General features: G+C 66.3%; 20 protein-coding genes. 13 read left to right on the top strand and 7 right to left on the bottom strand.

The features are described from left to right. Positions 1-371: 371 nt before the first annotated feature. Both WDC82_RS13710 and WDC82_RS13715 read left to right on the top strand, forming a co-directional pair. Complete coding sequence (locus tag WDC82_RS13710) at positions 372-1,457, top strand: Ppx/GppA phosphatase family protein (RefSeq protein WP_340117901.1); 1,086 nt, start codon at positions 372-374, stop codon at positions 1,455-1,457. 24 nt (positions 1,458-1,481) lie between these two features. Next, positions 1,482-2,249, top strand: coding sequence for an RlmE family RNA methyltransferase (locus WDC82_RS13715; protein WP_370661550.1), 768 nt, complete (start codon positions 1,482-1,484; stop codon positions 2,247-2,249). Here the strand turns inward: WDC82_RS13715 and WDC82_RS13720 are convergent. Continuing rightward, positions 2,246-2,695, bottom strand: coding sequence for a host attachment protein (locus WDC82_RS13720; RefSeq protein ID WP_340117902.1), 450 nt, complete (start codon positions 2,693-2,695; stop codon positions 2,246-2,248). The genes WDC82_RS13715 and WDC82_RS13720 overlap by 4 nt on opposite strands. A gap of 252 nt (positions 2,696-2,947) precedes the next feature. Here WDC82_RS13720 and guaB point away from each other — a divergent pair, with 252 nt between their 5' ends. The 7 genes from guaB to WDC82_RS13755 all read left to right on the top strand — a co-directional run bounded on the left by guaB (position 2,948) and on the right by WDC82_RS13755 (position 10,485). Beyond that, positions 2,948-4,411, top strand: coding sequence for an IMP dehydrogenase (guaB, locus tag WDC82_RS13725; protein ID WP_340117903.1), 1,464 nt, complete (start codon positions 2,948-2,950; stop codon positions 4,409-4,411). A gap of 88 nt (positions 4,412-4,499) precedes the next feature. Further along, the gene (locus WDC82_RS13730) at positions 4,500-5,813 is read left to right on the top strand and encodes an RsmB/NOP family class I SAM-dependent RNA methyltransferase (RefSeq protein ID WP_340117904.1); all 1,314 of its coding nucleotides are present in this window, start codon (positions 4,500-4,502) and stop codon (positions 5,811-5,813) included. Next, complete coding sequence (locus tag WDC82_RS13735; RefSeq protein WP_340117905.1) at positions 5,810-6,352, top strand: GNAT family N-acetyltransferase; 543 nt, start codon at positions 5,810-5,812, stop codon at positions 6,350-6,352. The genes WDC82_RS13730 and WDC82_RS13735 overlap by 4 nt, the downstream gene beginning before the upstream one ends. 87 nt (positions 6,353-6,439) lie before the next feature. Next, entirely contained in the window at positions 6,440-7,987 is a 1,548-nt protein-coding gene (guaA, locus tag WDC82_RS13740; protein WP_340117906.1) for a glutamine-hydrolyzing GMP synthase, read from the top strand. Positions 7,988-8,249: 262 nt separating this feature from the next. Continuing rightward, positions 8,250-9,284, top strand: coding sequence for a ParA family protein (locus WDC82_RS13745; RefSeq protein ID WP_340117907.1), 1,035 nt, complete (start codon positions 8,250-8,252; stop codon positions 9,282-9,284). Further along, complete coding sequence (locus WDC82_RS13750) at positions 9,284-9,889, top strand: hypothetical protein (RefSeq protein ID WP_340117908.1); 606 nt, start codon at positions 9,284-9,286, stop codon at positions 9,887-9,889. The genes WDC82_RS13745 and WDC82_RS13750 overlap by 1 nt, the downstream gene beginning before the upstream one ends. Before the next feature lie 203 nt (positions 9,890-10,092). Continuing rightward, positions 10,093-10,485, top strand: a complete 393-nt coding sequence (locus tag WDC82_RS13755) for an MAPEG family protein (protein ID WP_340117909.1) — start codon at positions 10,093-10,095, stop codon at positions 10,483-10,485. Between the two features lie 258 nt (positions 10,486-10,743). On the opposite strand, the gene msrA is transcribed toward WDC82_RS13755, so the two are convergent. Both msrA and WDC82_RS13765 read right to left on the bottom strand, forming a co-directional pair. Continuing rightward, a complete protein-coding gene (msrA, locus tag WDC82_RS13760; protein WP_340117910.1) occupies positions 10,744-11,250 on the bottom strand; it encodes a peptide-methionine (S)-S-oxide reductase MsrA in 507 nt (168 codons plus the stop codon). A 165-nt stretch (positions 11,251-11,415) separates the two neighbouring features. Continuing rightward, positions 11,416-12,405 (bottom strand): zinc-dependent alcohol dehydrogenase family protein, encoded by a 990-nt coding sequence (locus WDC82_RS13765; RefSeq protein WP_340117911.1) that lies wholly within the window; start codon positions 12,403-12,405, stop codon positions 11,416-11,418. A gap of 105 nt (positions 12,406-12,510) precedes the next feature. Here WDC82_RS13765 and WDC82_RS13770 point away from each other — a divergent pair, with 105 nt between their 5' ends. Both WDC82_RS13770 and WDC82_RS13775 read left to right on the top strand, forming a co-directional pair. After that, positions 12,511-13,410, top strand: coding sequence for a LysR family transcriptional regulator (locus WDC82_RS13770; RefSeq protein ID WP_340117912.1), 900 nt, complete (start codon positions 12,511-12,513; stop codon positions 13,408-13,410). A 182-nt stretch (positions 13,411-13,592) separates the two neighbouring features. Next, positions 13,593-14,381 (top strand): alpha/beta hydrolase, encoded by a 789-nt coding sequence (locus tag WDC82_RS13775; protein ID WP_340117913.1) that lies wholly within the window; start codon positions 13,593-13,595, stop codon positions 14,379-14,381. A gap of 16 nt (positions 14,382-14,397) precedes the next feature. Here the strand turns inward: WDC82_RS13775 and WDC82_RS13780 are convergent, their stop codons facing one another. After that, positions 14,398-15,195, bottom strand: a complete 798-nt coding sequence (locus WDC82_RS13780) for an Asp/Glu racemase (protein ID WP_340117914.1) — start codon at positions 15,193-15,195, stop codon at positions 14,398-14,400. Between the two features lie 220 nt (positions 15,196-15,415). Between WDC82_RS13780 and WDC82_RS13785 the strand changes: the two genes are divergently transcribed. Beyond that, positions 15,416-16,669 (top strand): D-amino acid dehydrogenase, encoded by a 1,254-nt coding sequence (locus tag WDC82_RS13785; RefSeq protein ID WP_340117915.1) that lies wholly within the window; start codon positions 15,416-15,418, stop codon positions 16,667-16,669. A gap of 44 nt (positions 16,670-16,713) precedes the next feature. Then, positions 16,714-17,067: a RidA family protein gene (locus WDC82_RS13790; protein WP_340117916.1), complete on the top strand. Its 354-nt coding sequence runs from the start codon at positions 16,714-16,716 to the stop codon at positions 17,065-17,067. 39 nt (positions 17,068-17,106) lie between these two features. On the opposite strand, the gene WDC82_RS13795 is transcribed toward WDC82_RS13790, so the two are convergent. The 3 genes from WDC82_RS13795 to WDC82_RS13805 all read right to left on the bottom strand — a co-directional run bounded on the left by WDC82_RS13795 (position 17,107) and on the right by WDC82_RS13805 (position 18,338). Beyond that, complete coding sequence (locus WDC82_RS13795) at positions 17,107-17,526, bottom strand: VOC family protein (RefSeq protein ID WP_340117917.1); 420 nt, start codon at positions 17,524-17,526, stop codon at positions 17,107-17,109. A 13-nt stretch (positions 17,527-17,539) separates the two neighbouring features. After that, on the bottom strand, positions 17,540-17,926 hold the full coding sequence (locus tag WDC82_RS13800; RefSeq protein ID WP_340117918.1) for a DUF488 family protein: 387 nt from the start codon (positions 17,924-17,926) through the stop codon (positions 17,540-17,542). A gap of 103 nt (positions 17,927-18,029) precedes the next feature. Beyond that, positions 18,030-18,338 carry a BON domain-containing protein gene (locus WDC82_RS13805; protein ID WP_340117919.1) on the bottom strand — a complete coding sequence of 103 codons (309 nt, stop codon included), beginning with the start codon at positions 18,336-18,338 and terminating at the stop codon, positions 18,030-18,032. Positions 18,339-18,483: the final 145 nt, after the last annotated feature.

Here is an 18,483-nt window from a genome sequence, read left to right on the forward strand (position 1 = left end):
TCGGCGCTTTTCGGGCAGATTCAGGGGCGGTTCCGGATCGATTCCGGATCGATTCCGGCGCCCGCGCCGTCGCCGGACGGCGACCTTGCTGCTGATTTTGCGGCCCGGCGGGCGCGGGGTGCTGGCGAAAGGCGGCGCCGGCACGCTAAGATGGCCGCTAAGACAGCGCTTACACAGCGCTTATAAGGGGGCGCGGGCGTTCCGGTCCCCAACAACGAGAACGGGAACAGGTTCAGGTGACGGCCTACGTCAACGGGCAACGAAACGGCTCTTGGGGACAGCGGGAGACCGTCCGGGCGGAGCGGGACGCTGCCGGGCACCGCCGTTCCGCAAGCCTGGGTTCCAGCCTGGGTTCCAGCCTGGGGGCCGGGGTGCCCGGCCCAACCGAGCGGGGCGCCGGGCTTCCCGGCGGGGAAGGGGTCTATGCCGCCCTCGATCTCGGTACCAACAACTGCCGTCTGCTGGTCGCCCGCCCGGCGCGCGACGGCTTCCAGGTGGTCGATGCCTTTTCCCGCATCGTGCGCCTGGGCGAGGGGTTGGCCGCCAGTGGCCAGCTGTCCGGCCCGGCCATGGCCCGTACCATCGAGGCCCTGAAGGTCTGTGCCGGCAAGATCAGCCGGCGCGGCGTCACCCAGGTGCGCGCGGTGGCGACCGAGGCCTGCCGGCGCGCCGGCAACTGCGAAGCCTTCCTGGACGAGGTGCGGCGCACCACCGGCATCGAACTGGAGATCATCTCGCAGAACGAGGAGGCGGCGCTGGCGATCTGTGGCTGCGCGCCGCTCTTTGCTCCAGACATCCCCGACATCCTGCTGTTCGATATCGGCGGCGGCAGCACCGAGATCTGCTGGCTGAAGGGCAAACCGGCGCCGCAGGGCGCGGCGCAGCCTCTGGAACTGTCGCTGCACGCCTGGCTGTCGGTGCCGATCGGCGTCATCACCCTGGCTGAGAAGTACGGCCCCCAGAAACCCGGCCGCGGCGAGACCGGCCTTGAGGCCTACCAGGCCATGGAGGCGGAGATGGCCGCCGCGGTGGCGGACTTCGCGGCACGCCATGACATCGCCCGTGCGGTGCCGCCGGGCTGCGTGCAGATGCTGGGCACCTCCGGAACCGTGACCACACTGGCCGGTGTCCACAAGAACCTGCCGCGCTACGACCGCACGGCGGTCGACGGCAGCTACCTGGAGATGGCCACCGTGCGCGACATCTCCGATCGTATCGTCGCCATGAATTACGCCGAGCGGGCGGCGCATCCCTGCATCGGCCCCGAACGGGCCGACCTGGTGATCGCCGGCTGCGCGATCCTCGCCGCGCTCTGCCGGCTGTGGCCGGCCGACCGCCTGAGGGTCGCCGACCGCGGCCTGCGCGAGGGCATGCTCTATGCCATGATCCATGGTATCAGCGCACCCCAGGGCCGCTGGACAGAGGGTCGCTGGGCCGGCGACGCGGCGGCGGACTGACAGCAGCAGGCCGGGGACAGCATTTTGGCGAAATCAGGTGGAGGCCGCGGCGGCGGCACGGGCGGTTCCGGGCGCGGCACGTCAGGGCGCGGCGGTTCGGGACGCGACGTTTCGGGGCGCAGCCTGAAGGTCCGCGTGAAGACCGCCAAGCGGCGTTCGATATCCTCGGCGCGCTGGCTCGAGCGCCAGCTGAACGATCCCTATGTTGCCGAGGCGCGCAAGCGCGGCTACCGCTCGCGCGCCGCCTTCAAACTCGCGCAGCTCGACGACCGCTTCCATTTCCTCAAGAACGGCGCCCGGGTGGTGGACCTGGGCTGCGCGCCCGGCGGCTGGACCCAGGTGGTGGTCGAGCGCTGCGGGCGCAGCGCCAAGGTCGTCGGCATCGACCTGATCGAGGTCGAGCCGATCTCCGGCGCCGAGCTGATGGTCGGGGATTTCCTCGACGAGGATGCACCGGACCGCCTGAAGACGGCGCTGGGCGGGCCGGCCGATGTCGTGCTGACCGACATGGCGGCGCACGCCACCGGCCATTCCAAGACCGACCACCTGAAGATCATGGCGCTGGTGGAGGTGGCCCACCTCTTCGCCAAGGAAGTGCTCGCCCCGGGCGGTGCCTTCGTCGCCAAGGTGCTGCAGGGCGGCACCGAGAAGGACCTGCTGGCCGAACTGAAGCGCGACTTCGCCAAGGTCGCCCATGTGAAGCCGGCGGCGAGCCGCGCGGATTCGGCGGAGATGTACCTCGTCGCCACCGGCTTTCGCGGCGGCGGGGCAACGTCCGATGACGAAAACTAGAGGGCGATGAGCCCGCCCAGGTGGCCGGGCAGATCCTGATCCGGGATCTTGATGAGGTCCTTGCTGAGCTCGCCGTCCACCTTGGCGGCGGCTTCCTTGCTGAGCGCCTGGCGCAGGTCGCCCAGGGTTTTGGCCGGGGCCACCAGGACGAGGCGGTCGTAGCTGTGGTTCAGCGCCGCCGTGTTCAGGTGGCCGGCCAGCTCCGCGGCGAAGTGGCGCTTTTCCTCGCGGTGCGGGTCGCTGGGCGGTTCCATGGCATGGCGCCCCTGGCCCATGCGGTCGTGGGTGCGGCCCGGCCGGTCGGCATTGATCTCCCGAGTCGGGTGCGGGGTCTGGTGCATCTCTTTTTCCGGCAGCGGGGTCAGGCCCTTGCCGGGGCCGGTGTTTTCCAGGATGCGGGCCTTTGCCCCATCGGCGATGACGATCCAGCTCCTCGTCGGTTTCATGACTTTTTCCCCGTTAAAGCAAGGATTTCGGGCGGATCTTCCCGCACTTGCGGGCAAGACGCGATGATAGAGGTCAAATGGGTTCCTGCCGCCGCGCTTAAAAGGGGGGCTGCAAAAAGGGGAGGGGCGGGCGCCCCTCTGCGAGCCATGAGCCCGCTGCAGCCCGGGGCTGCGGGGCTGGCGGCGCAATCCGCTTGGCATGGCGGGGCCTATGTGTATGATGCGGCGCCAATCACCGCCAAGGGGATAGGCATGAAACTCCGACAGGCTCTTACTTTCGACGATGTCCTTCTTGAGCCGGCGGAGTCCGCAGTTCTCCCAAGTCAGACCGACACGCGAACCCGCCTGACCCGCTCCATCGAGCTGGGCATTCCGCTGGTGTCCTCCGCCATGGACACGGTCACCGAGGGGCGCCTCGCCATCGCGCTGGCCCAGGCCGGCGGCATCGGCGTCATTCACAAGAACCTCTCCATCGAAGAGCAGGCCGACGAGGTCCGCCGGGTGAAGAAGTTCGAGAGCGGCATGGTGGTGAACCCCGTCACCATCCACCCGGACGAGCCGCTGGCCAACGCGCTGGCGCTGATGGAACGGCACAAGATCTCCGGCATCCCGGTGGTCGAGCGCAAGACGAAGAAGCTGGTCGGCGTGCTGACCAACCGCGACGTGCGCTTCGCCGAGAACCCGAAGGAGCCGGTCTCCGCGCTGATGACCAAGGAACGGCTCATCACCGTGAAGGAAGGCGTCAGCAAGGAAGAGGCGCAGCGCCTGCTGCACCAGCACCGCATCGAAAAGCTGCTGGTGGTCGACGACGATTACGTCTGCATCGGCCTCATCACCGTGAAGGACATGGAGAAGGCACAGGCCTATCCCAACGCCTGCAAGGACGACCAGGGCCGGCTGCGCGCCGCCGCGGCCATCGGCGTCGGTGCCGACGGCCTCGCGCGCGCCGAGGCGCTGCTGGATGCCGGTGTCGACGTGCTGGTGGTCGATACCGCGCATGGCCATTCCAAGGGCGTCATCAGCGCGGTCAGCCAGGTGAAGCGTCTCTCCAATGCGGCCGGCGTGATCGCCGGCAACGTGGCGACCGCCGAAGGGGCCCGCGCGCTGGTCGATGCCGGCGCCGACGCGGTGAAGGTCGGCATCGGACCGGGCTCGATCTGCACCACGCGCATGGTCGCCGGCGTCGGCATGCCGCAGCTGACCGCGATCTTCGACACCGTGGAGGTCTGCGCGAAGCAGGGCGTCCCGGTGATCGCCGACGGCGGCATCAAGTTCTCCGGCGATCTTGCGAAGGCGATGGCCGCGGGCGCGAGCTGCGCCATGATCGGCTCCCTTTTCGCCGGCACCGAGGAGAGCCCGGGCGAGGTCTTCCTGTTCCAGGGCCGCTCCTACAAGTCGTATCGCGGCATGGGTTCGGTCGGGGCGATGGCGCGCGGCTCGGCCGACCGCTACTTCCAGCAGGAAGTCGCCGACAATCTGAAGCTGGTGCCCGAAGGCGTCGAGGGCCGCGTGCCCTACAAGGGGCCGGTCGGGGCGGTCATCCATCAGCTGGTCGGCGGCCTGCGCGCCGCCATGGGCTACACCGGCAGCGCCACCATCCCCGACCTGCAGAAGAACGCGCGCTTCGTGCAGATCACCAATGCGGGCCTCAGGGAAAGCCACGTGCACGACGTCACCGTCACGCGCGAGGCGCCCAACTACCGCAACGAGATGTGATCGGGCGCCGGCTGATCTCCCCGCCACCCGCCGGGCAAGAAGTGTGTCCGCGTTATCCCGGGCGGAGAAGCCGTTTGAGGGCTGAGCCATGATTCCGGCGGCGCGCCTTCAGGCGGTCATAGAAATCCTCGAAGGTCTCGACGACAAGCCGGCCGAGCAGCCCGCCGAGCAGGTGGTGAACGACTACCTGCGCCAGCGCCGCTACATCGGCTCCAAAGACCGCAGGGCGGTCACCGCGATGACCTATGACGTGCTGCGCCACCGCGCCCGCATCGGCTGGTGGCTGGAGCATGGGGAGGGCACGGCCGCGTCGCCGCGCCAGCAGCTGCTGGCCTACCTGGCGCTCTGCAGCCGGGAAAATCCGGAGCCCCTCAACCAGCTCTTCGACGGTTCACGCTATGCGCCGGCGCCCTTGAGCGAGGAGGAGGCGGCCGTGGCCGCGCGGCTGGGCGATCCGGCCCTGCGCGACGCCGCCCCGCCGGCCTGGGTCGCCAACGAGGTGCCGCAGTGGCTCATGCCGAAGCTGGAAGCGGCCTTCGGTGAGGCCGCCGCCGCCGAAGCCGAGGCGCTGCTGCAGGAAGCGCCCATCGACCTGCGGGTGAACACCTTGCTGGGCACGCGCGAGACGGCGCGGGCGGCCCTGGCCGAGGAGGGCATCGCCAGTGAGGCGACGCCGCTGTCGCCGGTGGGCCTGCGCGTCGAAGGCCGCCGCGCGCTGCGCGCCAGCCAGGCCTACACTGCCGGGCTGGTAGAACTGCAGGACGAGGGCTCGCAGCTCGCCGCGCTGCTCTGCGACGCGCGCCCCGGCATGGCGGTGGCCGACGTCTGCGCCGGCGGCGGCGGCAAGACCCTGGCGCTGGCCGCCGCGATGGAGGGCCGCGGGCGCCTGCTGGCGATGGATGTGGAGCAGGCGCGCCTCGACCGCAGCGCCTTACGGCTGAAGCGCGCCGGCGCCGCTTTCGTCGAGCGCCGCGCGGCCAAGGATCTTTCCGCCGACACGTCTTTGCACGGCGCCTTCGACCGCGTGCTGGTGGACGCGCCCTGCAGTGGCACCGGCGCCTGGCGGCGCCATCCCGATGCGCGCTGGCGTCTGACCCCGGACGACCTGGAGAGCTACACGATCCTGCAGCGCGAGGTGCTGCTGAAGGCGGCGGCGCTGGTGAAGCCGGGCGGGCGGCTCATCTACGTCACCTGCTCGCTACTGCCGGAAGAGAACCGGGTGCAGGCGGACGCCTTCCTATCGGAGGTGCCGGGCTTTGCCGTGCTGCCGGCCGAGGCGGTCTGGCAACAGGTATTGAGCGTGCCCTATCCCGGCGGCGCGCCTTACCTGACCCTGACCCCCGCGCGCCACGGCACCGACGGGTTCTTCGTCGCCCTCTTCGAGCGGGAGACTGCCGCATGAGCGAACTCGTGGTCTTGCGCCCGGCACTGCCGCGCGATGCCGACGCGATCGCCCGTGTCCACGTGGAGACCTGGCAGAGCGCCTACGCCGGCCTGGTGCCGGCCGACTATCTGGCGCGCATGAGCGTGGCGCGCTCCTCGCCGCAGTGGCACCGCGCCGCCGCCCGCGCCGAGAAAGGCAACGACCTGGTGGTCGCGGAAATCGACGAGGAAGTTGTCGGCTTTGTCTCCTTCGGGCCGACGCGCACGCCCGAGATTCCCTACAGCGGCGAGGTCTACGCCCTCTATGTCGCCATCGACTGGCAGGGCGAGGGCCTCGGCCGCCGCCTGCTGGCGACCGCGCTGGAGGCGCTGGCCAAGGAAGGCCACCGCGGCGCCATGGTCTGGGTGCTGGCCGCCAACCCGGCGCGTTTCTTCTATGAGGCGATGGGCGGCGAACGCGCCGGCGAGCGCAGGGAGGCCTTCGCCGGGACCGACCTGGAAGAACTGGCTTACGGCTGGCCGGACCTCGAGTCCTGGCTGGCGCAGTGCGGAGGCTGAGGCGATGACGCCAGGCTTGGCAGGCGATCCGCGCGGCAACGAAACACAACGGTAAAATCTCGGGCGCGATCAGGACGGAAAGACCGCATGACAGACCGCATTCTCATTCTCGACTTCGGTTCCCAGGTGACCCAGCTCATCGCCCGCCGGGTGCGTGAGAGCGGGGTCTACTGCGAAATCTTTCCCTTCAATGCCGAGCCGCAGCGCATCGCCGAGTTCGCGCCCAAGGGGGTGATCCTCTCCGGCGGCCCGGCCTCGGTGACCGGCACGGACACGCCGCGCGCGCCGCAGATCGTCTTCGAGCTCGGCGTGCCGGTCCTCGGCATCTGCTACGGCCAGCAGACCATCTGCGCGCAGCTGGGCGGCGTGGTCGAGGGTTCCGACCACCAGGAATTCGGCAAGGCCTTCGTCGCCATGCAGAGCGACTGCACGCTCACCGAAGGCGTCTGGAAGACCGGCGAGCGCCACCAGGTGTGGATGAGCCACGGCGACCGCGTGGTGAAGCTGCCCGAGGGCTTCGAGGTTTGCGGCACCTCCGAGGGCGCGCCCTTCGCCGTGGTCGCCAACGAAGCGAAGAAGATCTACGCCGTGCAGTTCCACCCGGAGGTCGTGCACACGCCCGACGGCGCGAAGCTGCTCGCCAACTTCACCCACCGGGTCTGCGGCTGCTCGGGCGACTGGACCATGGCGGCCTTCCGCCAGCAGGCGGTCGAGGCGATCCGCAAGCAGGTCGGCGACAGCCGGGTGATCTGCGGCCTCTCCGGCGGCGTCGACTCTTCGGTGGCCGCCGTGCTGATCCACGAGGCGATCGGCGACCAGCTCACCTGCATCTTCGTCGACCACGGCCTGCTGCGTCTGAACGAGGCCGAGCAGGTGGTCGAGGTGTTCCGCCATCACTACAACATCCCGCTGGTGCACCGCGACGCCAGCGACCTCTTTCTCGGCAAGCTGGAAGGCGTCGACGACCCGGAGAAGAAGCGCAAGATCATCGGCGGCACCTTCATCGACGTCTTCGAGGAAGAGGCGGCGAAGATCGGCGGCGCCGATTTCCTGGCCCAGGGCACGCTCTATCCGGACGTGATCGAGTCCGTCTCCTTCACCGGCGGCCCCAGCGTCACCATCAAGTCGCACCACAATGTCGGCGGCCTGCCAGACCGCATGGACATGAAGCTGGTGGAGCCGTTGCGCGAGCTGTTCAAGGACGAGGTGCGCGAGCTGGGTCGCGAGCTCGGCCTGCCGGAGACCCTGGTCGGCCGCCACCCCTTCCCGGGGCCGGGCCTCGCCATCCGCATCCCCGGCCCGGTCAGCCGCGACAAGGCCGAGATCCTGAGGAAGGCCGACGCGGTCTACCTCGACGCCATCCGCAAGGCCGGCCTCTACGACGCCATCTGGCAGGCCTTCGCCGTGCTGCTGCCGGTGAAGACCGTCGGCGTCATGGGCGACGCGCGCTCCTACGACTACGTCTGCGCCCTGCGCGCCGTCACCTCGACCGACGGCATGACCGCGGAGAGCTACCCCTTCGACCACGACTTCCTGGCCGGCGTCGCCACCCGCCTCATCAACGAGGTCCGCGGCATCAACCGCGTCGTCTACGACGTCACCTCCAAGCCCCCGGGAACGATCGAGTGGGAGTAGGGGGCTTGATGTCAGGTCACATCTGGTCGGGTGCTTTTTGAAGTCTATTGCACTCGACGAATAGTGGGGAACGCATGGCGGAGTTCATTGCGAAATCAATCGCCAAATTCTCGGGGCGATCTGCCAAGCGATAACGCTCGAACCAACGTTTGCGTAGTGTTTTAGAGTGTAGGTGCGCTATAGTGTTATTCAATCCGATATGCTTGTCTGAAGTCAACCGACTTGGTATCCCGGAAAACTGAACAATATCTAGAGGAAGCTTATGTCGAGTTACGCATTTTGGAACAACAAGGGCGGGGTCGGGAAAAGCTTCCTCGGCTTTATTGCATCAACTGAATATGCACATACGCACCCTGATGCAGATGTTTACGTGATTGATCTTTGCCCGCAAGGAAATATATCTGAGACTCTTTTGGGGGGATTTGATATAGACGCCAAAGCTTTGCGGACGTTAACCGAAGCAAATCCGCGATGCACCATAGCAGGGTATATCGAGGAAAGGCTTAGTAGTCCGTTTCGAATGATTTCAGATGTGGGAAAATACGTCAGTCGTCCGAGCGACTTCAACAATAATATACCTGAAAACTTGTTTCTTTTATGTGGGGATAATCTTCTTGAAATTCTTTCGGAGGCTATTCGTCAAACCTCACAGCTTGCCGTTCCGTTTGACGCTTGGAAACAGGTGATCTCTTGGATTGCCGACTTGGTTAAAGAGTTGAGGTTGCGCAGTGGCGATAGGGACGCGATGTTCATTATCGACCTCAATCCAAGTTTTGCGATCTACACTCAGCTCGGATTGGTGGCTGCGGATAATGTGATTGTACCATTCACCGCAGACGACAGTTCAAGAAGGGCTATAGAAAATGTAATCGCGCTTCTTTTTGGTGTTGGAGACAAGCATACGCAGGTTTATGCGAAGATCAGTTTCTCCAAGAAAGCTAAGGAAGAGGGTGTGGTTCAGCCTCGGCTTCACACCTTCGTTTCTAACAGAGTTACCTTATACGACGGAAAGCCGAGCAAAGCCTTTAAGGTAGTGAATGAGCGTGTCCAGGCCACGGTCGATCGTATTCATGAGAAACACCGTTCCTTCTACGCCATACCGAAAGAGAAACCTAGTTCGGCTTTTGTTCAGGTTCCGGACTATCACGGTGCTTGCGTTTATGTCGCGACGACTGGAACGCCACTTCATAAGGTCACTCCCGGTCCGAAGAATCTCGATGGCGAGCGAATTCAGCTAAACCAAGACCCGCTGGATCGATATAAGGCTGCGCTAAGGGAATTCGTGGATAGGCTGTAATGAAGAGTCAGTCCTTAGTGCAGTTTGCTAGTGGGCTTGCGTCTGGAAGACGAATTCAGGAAGCTGCCGGTGATCCTCGGCTCAGACCCATTCCACATGAAAAGAAGCGTGGCTTCCTTCATGCATCCCTCGCTGCGTATGTGGCGTCCTGGGATAGCTATTTGAATAATGTTGTCCGTGAATTTTGTGCGGGAATCAGAAAGCCACTGGATCCGGAATATTCACAGGTTCACGGAAGTTTAGAGGTGTTTGTTGAAAGGAGCTTGAAGCGGTTCAATACGCCGAATTCGAACAATTCCAGAGTTCTCCTTGTTGATTGTACCGGATATGATCCCATTAACGACTGGAAGTGGCCAAAGGCGGGGTTGAATGCCACTGAGGCGAGGGATTTTCTGGATCAAATCCTAAAGGTGAGGCATAGCTTCGCCCACGGTTTTGCAATTCCATCATACGACTGGACAACGACGCCAAGTGGCGACAGAAGGCTGGACGCAAGGAGCCTCAAACGAATTGACGCTTTCTTAATGCATCTGGCTAAAGCAACGGACATGGGACTAGCGGAGTACGCTAGAGGAGTCTATCCGAGTGCGGGCATTTGGACCTGATTTCTTGAGGAAGGCTGTGGCGGAATTTGAGATGCGGTAGTTCGTTCTTTCTCGATTTCTGTCTCATTGTTCCGTTGTGGGTGTTGACGATTGAGTGGGAGTAGGAGGCGAGGGCGTTCCGGTGATAGGCGCCCTTGCGAAGCGACGGACTTTCCTGGAGGCTGCGACCTTTCGTAACGGTTGAACCGCCAGGGGGACTCTTCATGCCGCAGTACACCGCGCTCGTCACGCTGCTCGCCGTCTTGTTCTACGTCTTCCTCGGGACCCGCGTGGCGGCGGCGCACGGGAAATTCGGCGTGAAGCTGCCGGCCGTGACGGGCCATCCCGAGTTCGAACGCGTTCACCGCATTCACATGAACACGCTGGAGTGGATGCCGATCTTCCTGCCGACGCTGTGGCTCTGCGCGGTTTATCTGAACGACATCGCCGCGGCAGCGCTCGGGCTCGTCTGGATCGGCGGGCGCATTCTCTATTATGCCGGCTACCGCAAGGCGGTGGAGAAGCGCACGCCGGGCTTCCTCATCCAGGCCGTCGTCTGCGTGGTGCTGCTGATCGGCGCGCTCGCCGGGATCTTCATGCAATGGTCAGGCGGCTGAACGGCGGCACAGCGTAGAGTGATCGCAGGATGTGGGCGAGGGATCGCCTGGCGCTATGCCGCACACCCCGCTGTCGTCCCGGGGCTTGACCCCGGGACCCAATGCCGTTGGCGTGCGGTGATTCCCAGATCTGTTGGCTTCTGTGCCCGCTGCAAGCGCCCCACGTATCTGCTTAGCCTGCGTGCCGTGCGGCCCGGGCAATGGGTCCCGGCATCAAGTGCCGGGACGACAGCGGAGTGTGTGAGGACCTAGCGCCCGCTACTCCGCCGCACTCCTCTTCGGCAGCACCCAGTCCTTGCGCGGGAAGTGGCAGGTGTAGCCGTTCGGGATGCGCTGCAGGTAGTCCTGGTGCTCCGGCTCGGCCTCCCAGAAGTCGCCGACCGGCTCCACCTCGGTGACCACCTTGCCGGGCCAGAGGCCGGAGGCGTTCACGTCGGCGATGGTGTTCTCGGCGACGCGCTTCTGGTCTTCGTTCTCGTAGTAGATCGCCGAGCGGTAGGAGAGGCCGACATCGTTGCCCTGGCGGTTCTTGGTGGTCGGGTCGTGGATCTGGAAGAACACCTCCAGCAGGCGCCGGTAGCTGATCTTCTGCGGGTCGAAGACGATCTCGATCGCTTCGGCATGGGTGCCGTGGTTGCGGTAGGTGGCGTTGGGCACGTCGCCGCCGCTGTAGCCGACACGGGTCTTGAGGACGCCGGGCAGCCTGCGGATGAGGTCCTGCATGCCCCAGAAGCAGCCACCGGCCAGAACAGCGCGCTCGGTCATTCGAATGTCTCCTTTTGCGGTCTTGCCCCCGGAATATGGTGCCGGGCGGTGGCCTTTGCCAAGGCCGGGTCGACGTCGGACCGGTAACAGTCGCGCGATCAGGGGGTGGGGCCACCCGCCGGGCCGCCGGCCGGGTCCGTACCGGCCTGCCTAGTCCCGCCAGCATCACAGGGACACGACAACCTTGCCGAACTGCTGGTTCGATTCAAGGAAGCGGTGCGCGTCGACGATCTGCTCGAAGGGGAAGGTCCGGGCGATGACCGGCTGCAGCGCCCCTGAGCGCAGGCCGTCCAGAACGAAGGCCTTGGCGGCCGCCAGGCGGGCCGGGTCGCCGGTGATCTCGTGGACGACGTAGCCGCGCAACGTCAGGGACTTGCTCAGCACTTTGAACAGCGGGAAGGGGGTTGGCTCCGCGCTGAGGGCGCCGTATTCGATGAGGAGTCCGCCGCGCGCCATGGCCGCCGTCAGCGGCTCGAAGATCGGGCCGCCGATCGGGTCGAAGACCACCTGCACGCCGGCCGGGTCGGCGATCGCCTTCAGCCGGCCTTCCAGGTCCTCTTCCGCCGCGGCGATGACATGGGCCGCGCCGGCATCCAGCAGAGCCTGCTTCTTGGCCGAACTGCGCGTGACGGCAATCGTCGTGGCGCCGACGCTGTTGGCGATCTGGATCGCGGCCAGTCCCACGCTGCTGGAGGCCGCGGTGATGACGACAAAGGTCGCCCGGCGGATCGCGGCAATGTCGATCAGGGCGCCGTAGGCGGTGACATACTGCATCCAGACTGCCGCGGCCTGCTCCCAGCTCAGCGAGGCGGGGTGCTTCACGACATGGGCGCTGGGGAAGCTGGCCAGTTCACCATAGGCCGGCCATTGCAGCATCGAGAGCGGCGGGATGACGCTGACCGCATCGCCGCGCGCGAGGCCGTCCACGCCCTCGCCGAGCGCCTCGACGGTCCCGGCAGCCTCGAAGCCCAGGCCCGCCGGGAAGCTCGGCGTTTCGAGATAGTGCCCCGCGCGCATCATGGCTTCCGCCCGGTTCAGACCCAGGGCCTTCACGCGGATCTGAACCTCGCCGCGGCCGGGGGGCGGCAGATCGACGTCCTCGATCCGCAGGACCTCGGGACCGCCATGCTCATGGAAGCGAACGACTCTTGCCATCTGCTGCTAACTCCAAAATGATTGAATGGAATAAGCAGTAGAGTGCGCTATGACCGCAATAAATGGCCGCTTTGGCAGAAGAGTAGAAACTCAGGGTTTTTAATCATGGATCGTCTGACCAGCATGGCCGTCTTCGTGAAGGTGGTGGATCTCGGCTCCTTCACGGCCGCCGCCGACGCCCTGGACCTCTCCGGACCGATGGTCGGAAAGCACGTCCGCTTCCTCGAAGAGCGCCTGGGCGTCCAGCTCATCCACCGCACTACGCGGCGCCAGAGCCTGACGGAAGTCGGGCGGGCCTACTATGACCGCTGCCGGGCGGTCCTCGCCGAGGCAGAGGCGGCGGACGCGCTGGCCGCCGACCAGCTGAGCGAACCGCGCGGCCGGCTGCGCGTCACCGCGCCGGTGCACTTCGGCCGGCGCTGTGTCGCGCCCGTGCTGCTGGACCTGGCGGCGCGCTATCCATCGCTCGAGCTTGATCTGTCGTTCGGCGACCGGCTCATGGATCTTGCGGAAGACGGCTTCGACCTTGCCGTGCGCACGGGCGAACTGGACGGCGGATCAGGAATGATCACGCGCCGCGTTGCGCGTCAGCGCATGATCGTCTGTGCGGCGCCCGAGTACCTCGCACGGTATGGCCGTCCGCAGGCGGTCGGCGATCTCGGTGCACACCGGGCGATCGTCTATCGCCGCTCCGGCCGTGTGCGTCCCTGGCTGTTTCCACAAACCGACCGCAGCACCTTGGAAGTCGCGCCGTCCCACCGCTTCCGGTTCGACGACCTGGAAGCCATCGCCGATGCGGCGGCAGGCGGCGTCGGAATTGCCTGGCTGCCGCGGTGGCTGGTCCGCGAACGCCTCGAGGCCGGCAGTCTGGTGGACCTGCTCCCGGACCAGGCGGGGTTCTTTTACGACTGCCATGCCTTGTGGTTGCCAGGTCCCCAAATGCCGCTGAAGGTGCGCCTGGCGGTGGACGCACTGGCAGCGGCGCTGCCCCGCTTCATGCAATGACGGCGAGGCGCCCTATGGTGCTGCGCGCAGCGCCCTCGCGCGGCCCAAATTTTCGTGATCCGATGTGATCGGAACGTTCCAGATCGCCTCCGGCCTGATCCCCATATGACCACCGTGCTGCCGCCCCCGGGAAAGTTCACCAGTGTCCCGGCGACCGGCATGGCCCTATGTGGAGAAAACCGATGAAGCTCTCGTGGATCCGTCCCCTCATTGTCGCCTCTCTGCTCATTACCGCTGCGTCTGTCGCCGCGGCGCAGGCGGCAGGCCAGACCCCTGCCACGGCCGCCGCCGGGCCGGTCAAAAACGTCGTCCTGGTGCATGGTGCCTGGGCAGACGGCTCCAGCTGGAACAAGGTCATTCCCATCCTGCAGGCCGCCGGCCTGCATGTCACCTCTGTGCAGAACCCGCTGACCTCGCTCCCCGATGCGGCGGCGGCGGCGCGCCGCGCGCTTGCGCAGCAGGACGGCCCGACAGTGCTGGTCGGCCATTCCTGGAGCGGCACCCTGGTCAGCGAGGTGGGAACCGATCCGAAGGTCGCCGCGCTCGTCTATGTCGCCGCGCGGGCGCCCGATGCGGGTGAAGACTTCGTCGCGCTGTCCAAGCAGTTCCCGACCATGCCGGTGCGCGCGGGCGTTCAGACCTATGACGGCTTCACCACGCTTTCGGAAGAGGCCTTCGTGAACTACTTCGCCAACGGTGTGCCGGAGAAGGAGGCGAAGGTCCTTTTCGCCGAGCAGCAGCCGACCGCGGCCTCGCTGTTCGGCGACCGCACCACGGCTGCCGCCTGGCGTTCGAAGCCGAGCTACTACGCCGTGTCGAGCGACGACATGACGATCTCGCCTGATCTGGAGCGGTTTCTCGCCAAGCGCATGAAGGCCAAGACGATCGAAGTCGCTGCCGGCCACCTGTCGATGGTCTCCCACCCGCAGGAGATCGCGAACCTGATCCTGGAAGCCGCCGGCCGCCGGTAGTCGCGGCCGGAGCCAGCTACAGGCCCCGGCGGAAGAGTTCGCCCTTGCCCGGGATATCGTCGGTCACGCCGGCGAGGCGCAGCATGTGCCAGGCGAGGGCGTGGTTGCTGGAGGTCACCGGCTTGCCGAGCTTCCGCTCGACGCGTTCGACGACGCGCGCGAGGCGCAGGCTGGTGCAGGAGACGAACACGCCGTCGCAATCATCCGATGACCCGATGTCGAGGAGGGCGCGCTCGACCGACGCCTCCGTGATGCGCGCGACCGTGTTGTCGTCCGGCTCGTTGAAGGAGCCCATGACGGGAATGTCCATGCCCCGCGCCATGAGGGAATCGCGCATCCTGTGATTGATGGACGCCATGTAGGGCGTCAGCAGCGCGATGCGCGAGATGCCGAGGGCGCCGAGCGCGGCGCGGACCGCCGTCACCGGGTCGGTGACCTCGACGTCCGGCAGCACCTCGTGCACGCGGGCGGCGATGCGGTCCTCGCCGATGACCAGGGCGCCGGAGGTGCAGGCGAAGCCGATGACGTCGAAATCCACGTCCGGCAGCAGGCGGACCGTGCCGGGGACCTGGTCCGACATCTTGGCCAGGGTCTCGGGCGTGATCGCCACGTCGTTGAACAGCCGCGCGCCGTAGAGGGCGATGCCGTCGTCCGGCAGGGCAAAGCGGAACTCGTCCTCGATGGTCTGGTCGGTGCGCAGGACCAGCAGGCCGAGACTGGCGCGCCGGCCGACCCCCTTGTCGGCCTCGAAGGCGATACGCTCCTTATTCAGAATAAGGGAGCGATCCACTTGGGGTGCGGCGGCAGGACTCATCGTCATCTTCCCGCGGGCCGGGCCCGCTCGCTGTGTCCGGGCCCTCCATTGTGGACCGAAAAGCGGCGGTCCCACAATGAAAACACCTACAGCCGCTCCGCACAGTGCGGTTGCGCCGCGCCGCGTTGACAGCGCGAGGGCGGTGCTTCTAAGTGTCGGCAACGAGAACGACTTTGTCGGCGGGGAGCGATGAGGGTGGGGCGGCGATGCCGGGGCTGAGATGGAGGTCCTGATCCTGGGTGGCGGCGTGGTCGGCATCACCACCGCTTACCAGATGCAGAAGGACGGCCATGCCGTCACCGTCCTGGAGCAGGCGCCCAAGGTCGCCGAGGGGGCGAGCTGGGGCAATGCCGGCATGATCGCGCCCGGCCATTCCTTCGTGTGGTCCTCTCCCGCCGCGCCGATGATCCTGCTGAAGTCGCTGTTCCTGAAGGACCAGGCGCTGCGCTTCCGGTTGTCCGCCGATCCGCATCTCTATGCCTGGTCGCTGCGCTTCCTCAAGGAGTGCACGGCGGCAAAGGCGCGCCGCAACACGCTGCTGAAGCACCGTCTGGCGGTGCATTCGCAGGCGGTGCTGCAAGCAGTCGTGGCGGAGGAGGGCATTGACTACGACCGGACGGCCGACGGCATTCTCTATTTCCATCGCAGCCGCGAGGCGCTGGAGAAGGGCGTCGCCCATATGCGGCTGCTCGAATCCGACGGCCAGCAGATCATGGTGGTCGACACGGCGGAGGTCGTCCGCCGCGAGCCGGCCCTGGCGGGCTCGGCCGGCAGCATCGCCGGCGGCATTCTCTGCCCGACCGACGAGACCGGCGACTGTGCGAAGTTCACCCGCGCGCTGGCGGAGATCGTCGAGCAGCGCGGCGGCCGCATTCTGACCGCTACCCGCGTCACCGACATCGAGTGTGCCGGCGACAGCGTGGTGCGGGTCGTCACCGACAGGGGCGATTTCACCGCCGATGCCTACCTGCTCTGCCTGGGGGCGGAGAGCCCGATCCTGGCGCGCAAGCTCGGCATCGGCCTGCCGATCTATCCGATCAAGGGCTATTCGCTGACCATCCCCGTGACCGATCGCGCCCTGGCGCCGCGACTGCCGGTGATCGACGAGCACAATCTGGTCGCCATCACACCGATGGGCGAGCGCCTGCGGGTGACGGCGACGGCGGAGTTCGCCGGCTACGACCGCGGCCACAAGCCGGCGGACTTCGCCTTCATGAAGCGTGTCGTCCAGGCCCTGTTCCCCGAGGGCCTCGCCTACGACCGTGCCGAGATGTGGGCCGGCCTGCGGCCGATGACGCCGGACAACCTGCCGGTGCTCGGCCGCCGCGGCCTCAAGAACCTCTGGCTCAACACCGGGCACGGCCACATCGGCTGGACCATGTCTCACGGCTCCGCCCGCATCATCGCCGACCTCATCGCAGGCCGGTCCCCGCCGATCCCGCTGGACGGGATCGTCCCTGCGGAAGCTGCCTGAAGGCACAAAGCTTCCGTTCCTACCCTAAGAAGGACCCTTTCTTCATGACCGAGATCAAGCGTATCCAGCCGGGCCCCCGCATGTCCCAGGCCGTCGTCTACGGGAACATCGCCTTCCTGGCGGGCCAGGTGGCGGCGAACGCGCCGGGCGCCTCCGTCGCCGAGCAGACCAAGGACATCCTCGCCGGCGCCGACAAGCTGTTCGCCGAAGCCGGCACCGACAAGACCAAGCTGCTGTCGGCCACCATCTGGATCACCGACATGGCGACCTTCGGCGAGATGAACGCGGTGTGGGATGCCTGGGTGGCGCCGGGCTGCACGCCCGCGCGCGCCACTGTCGAGGCCAAGCTCGCGGCGCCGCAGTACGCCGTGGAGATCGCCTTCGTGGTCGCGGTCTGAGAAAGACCGCGCGCCGTAAGAACGGTTCCGGAAGAACCGCTAAGGCCGGCCGAGCAGGGGGTTTGGATGCTCTGCATCCAAACCCCCGCTGCCGTAGGGGCGGGTGAGAATCTCCAGCAGGTGGCCGTTGGGGTCCTCGAAATAGAGTCCGCGACCGTCGTCCCAGCGGTTTATGGCATTCGGTTCCCGGCGGGAAGGATCCGCCCAGTAGGGCAGGCCATGCGCAAGGATGCGCGCGAAGATCTCATCGAACTCGGCCTCGCTGACCAGGAAGGCGAAGTGGCGCGAGGAGATTTCACCTTCGGTCTCCAGGAAGTCCAGCGAGGTGTCGCCGACCTGCACCACGGTGAAGGGGCCGAGCGTCCTGGGCGGTTCGAGGCCCAGAATCTCCGTCAGGAACTGCGTCGTCGCCGCCTTGTCGTGGGCGTGGATGATGGTGTGGTTCAGCGTGACGGCCAAGGCTGTCGCCTCCTCAGCTGATTTTCGCACCGCGCTCGGCCAGCAGGTCCCGCAGTACCGAGCGATGGCAGCGGGCCTCGTCCTCGCAGTAGCAGCCGACCGAAAAGTCTGCGCCCTGCGAAAGGGCGGCCAGCAGGTCGAGGGTGCGGCTTGCCGCCGGCTGTTTCATTTCGGCCTGGAATGCGCGCGTGAAGGCGCGCCAGTCCGCATCCGTCTCCGCCTTCAACGCCTGGGAGACCAGTTCAGGGCTGGGCGAGAGTTCCGGATACCACACGTCGTACCAGTCGTCCGCCGCATAGCGCTCCTTCTTCACGCCGCGCGGCGGGCGCCGCACCGTGCCGATGCGGGTGCCTTCCCGCGGATGCCGGGGCGTGCCGAGGCGAACGATGCGCAGGGTCATGGGGCCGGCTCCATCGGTTTATGCGCCGTTAAGAAAACGGAACCTTTACCAGAGCGGCCTGAACGTCGGCCATTCCTTTCCGCCGGCCCGTATGGCCTGCCGCCTACCGGACGACGAGGTTGTTGTGCACCCGCCTCACGCCGTCGACGCCGGCGGCCACCGAGCCGGCGCGGGTCTTGGCGGCCTGGGAGTCCACGAAACCGCTCAGCTGCACTTCGCCTTGCAGGGTGGTGACGTCGATCTGGAAGACGTTGAGGTCCGGGTCGTCGACCAGCTTGGCGCGCACCGTGTTGCTGATGACCGAGTCGTCGACGTACTCGCCGGCCGTCTCGCCGCTGCAGGCTGTGAGCGCGACGGGGCTGGCCAGGAGGCCGATCACGAAGAGCGCTCTAAAGAGAAAGGATGCTTTCATCTTGGTCTTCCTTTGTTTCAGTTATGCCGTCTCTCAGGCGACAGCCCACTGCCGCCGCGCCAATCGCGGCGGCCATAATCAGATAGAGTGCCGGCCGATGGATTTCTTCCCATCGCTCCCCGAACGCGCCGGCAGGCGATTTGGT

This window comes from Pelagibius sp. 7325 (assembly GCF_037652055.1).
Lineage (GTDB): Bacteria > Pseudomonadota > Alphaproteobacteria > Kiloniellales > Kiloniellaceae > Pelagibius.

Coding starts and splice junctions, on each gene's coding strand:
- WDC82_RS13755 (WP_340117909.1), top strand. CDS start 10,093: ATGCCGCAGTACACCGCGCTCGTCACGCTGCTCGCCGTCTTGTTCTAC.
- WDC82_RS13805 (WP_340117919.1), bottom strand. CDS start 18,338: ATGAAAGCATCCTTTCTCTTTAGAGCGCTCTTCGTGATCGGCCTCCTG.
- WDC82_RS13745 (WP_340117907.1), top strand. CDS start 8,250: ATGTCGAGTTACGCATTTTGGAACAACAAGGGCGGGGTCGGGAAAAGC.
- WDC82_RS13750 (WP_340117908.1), top strand. CDS start 9,284: ATGAAGAGTCAGTCCTTAGTGCAGTTTGCTAGTGGGCTTGCGTCTGGA.
- WDC82_RS13790 (WP_340117916.1), top strand. CDS start 16,714: ATGACCGAGATCAAGCGTATCCAGCCGGGCCCCCGCATGTCCCAGGCC.
- WDC82_RS13765 (WP_340117911.1), bottom strand. CDS start 12,405: ATGGCAAGAGTCGTTCGCTTCCATGAGCATGGCGGTCCCGAGGTCCTG.
- WDC82_RS13800 (WP_340117918.1), bottom strand. CDS start 17,926: ATGACCCTGCGCATCGTTCGCCTCGGCACGCCCCGGCATCCGCGGGAA.
- WDC82_RS13735 (WP_340117905.1), top strand. CDS start 5,810: ATGAGCGAACTCGTGGTCTTGCGCCCGGCACTGCCGCGCGATGCCGAC.
- WDC82_RS13780 (WP_340117914.1), bottom strand. CDS start 15,195: ATGAGTCCTGCCGCCGCACCCCAAGTGGATCGCTCCCTTATTCTGAAT.
- msrA (WP_340117910.1), bottom strand. CDS start 11,250: ATGACCGAGCGCGCTGTTCTGGCCGGTGGCTGCTTCTGGGGCATGCAG.
- WDC82_RS13720 (WP_340117902.1), bottom strand. CDS start 2,695: ATGAAACCGACGAGGAGCTGGATCGTCATCGCCGATGGGGCAAAGGCC.
- WDC82_RS13775 (WP_340117913.1), top strand. CDS start 13,593: ATGAAGCTCTCGTGGATCCGTCCCCTCATTGTCGCCTCTCTGCTCATT.
- guaA (WP_340117906.1), top strand. CDS start 6,440: ATGACAGACCGCATTCTCATTCTCGACTTCGGTTCCCAGGTGACCCAG.
- guaB (WP_340117903.1), top strand. CDS start 2,948: ATGAAACTCCGACAGGCTCTTACTTTCGACGATGTCCTTCTTGAGCCG.
- WDC82_RS13770 (WP_340117912.1), top strand. CDS start 12,511: ATGGATCGTCTGACCAGCATGGCCGTCTTCGTGAAGGTGGTGGATCTC.
- WDC82_RS13730 (WP_340117904.1), top strand. CDS start 4,500: ATGATTCCGGCGGCGCGCCTTCAGGCGGTCATAGAAATCCTCGAAGGT.
- WDC82_RS13785 (WP_340117915.1), top strand. CDS start 15,416: ATGGAGGTCCTGATCCTGGGTGGCGGCGTGGTCGGCATCACCACCGCT.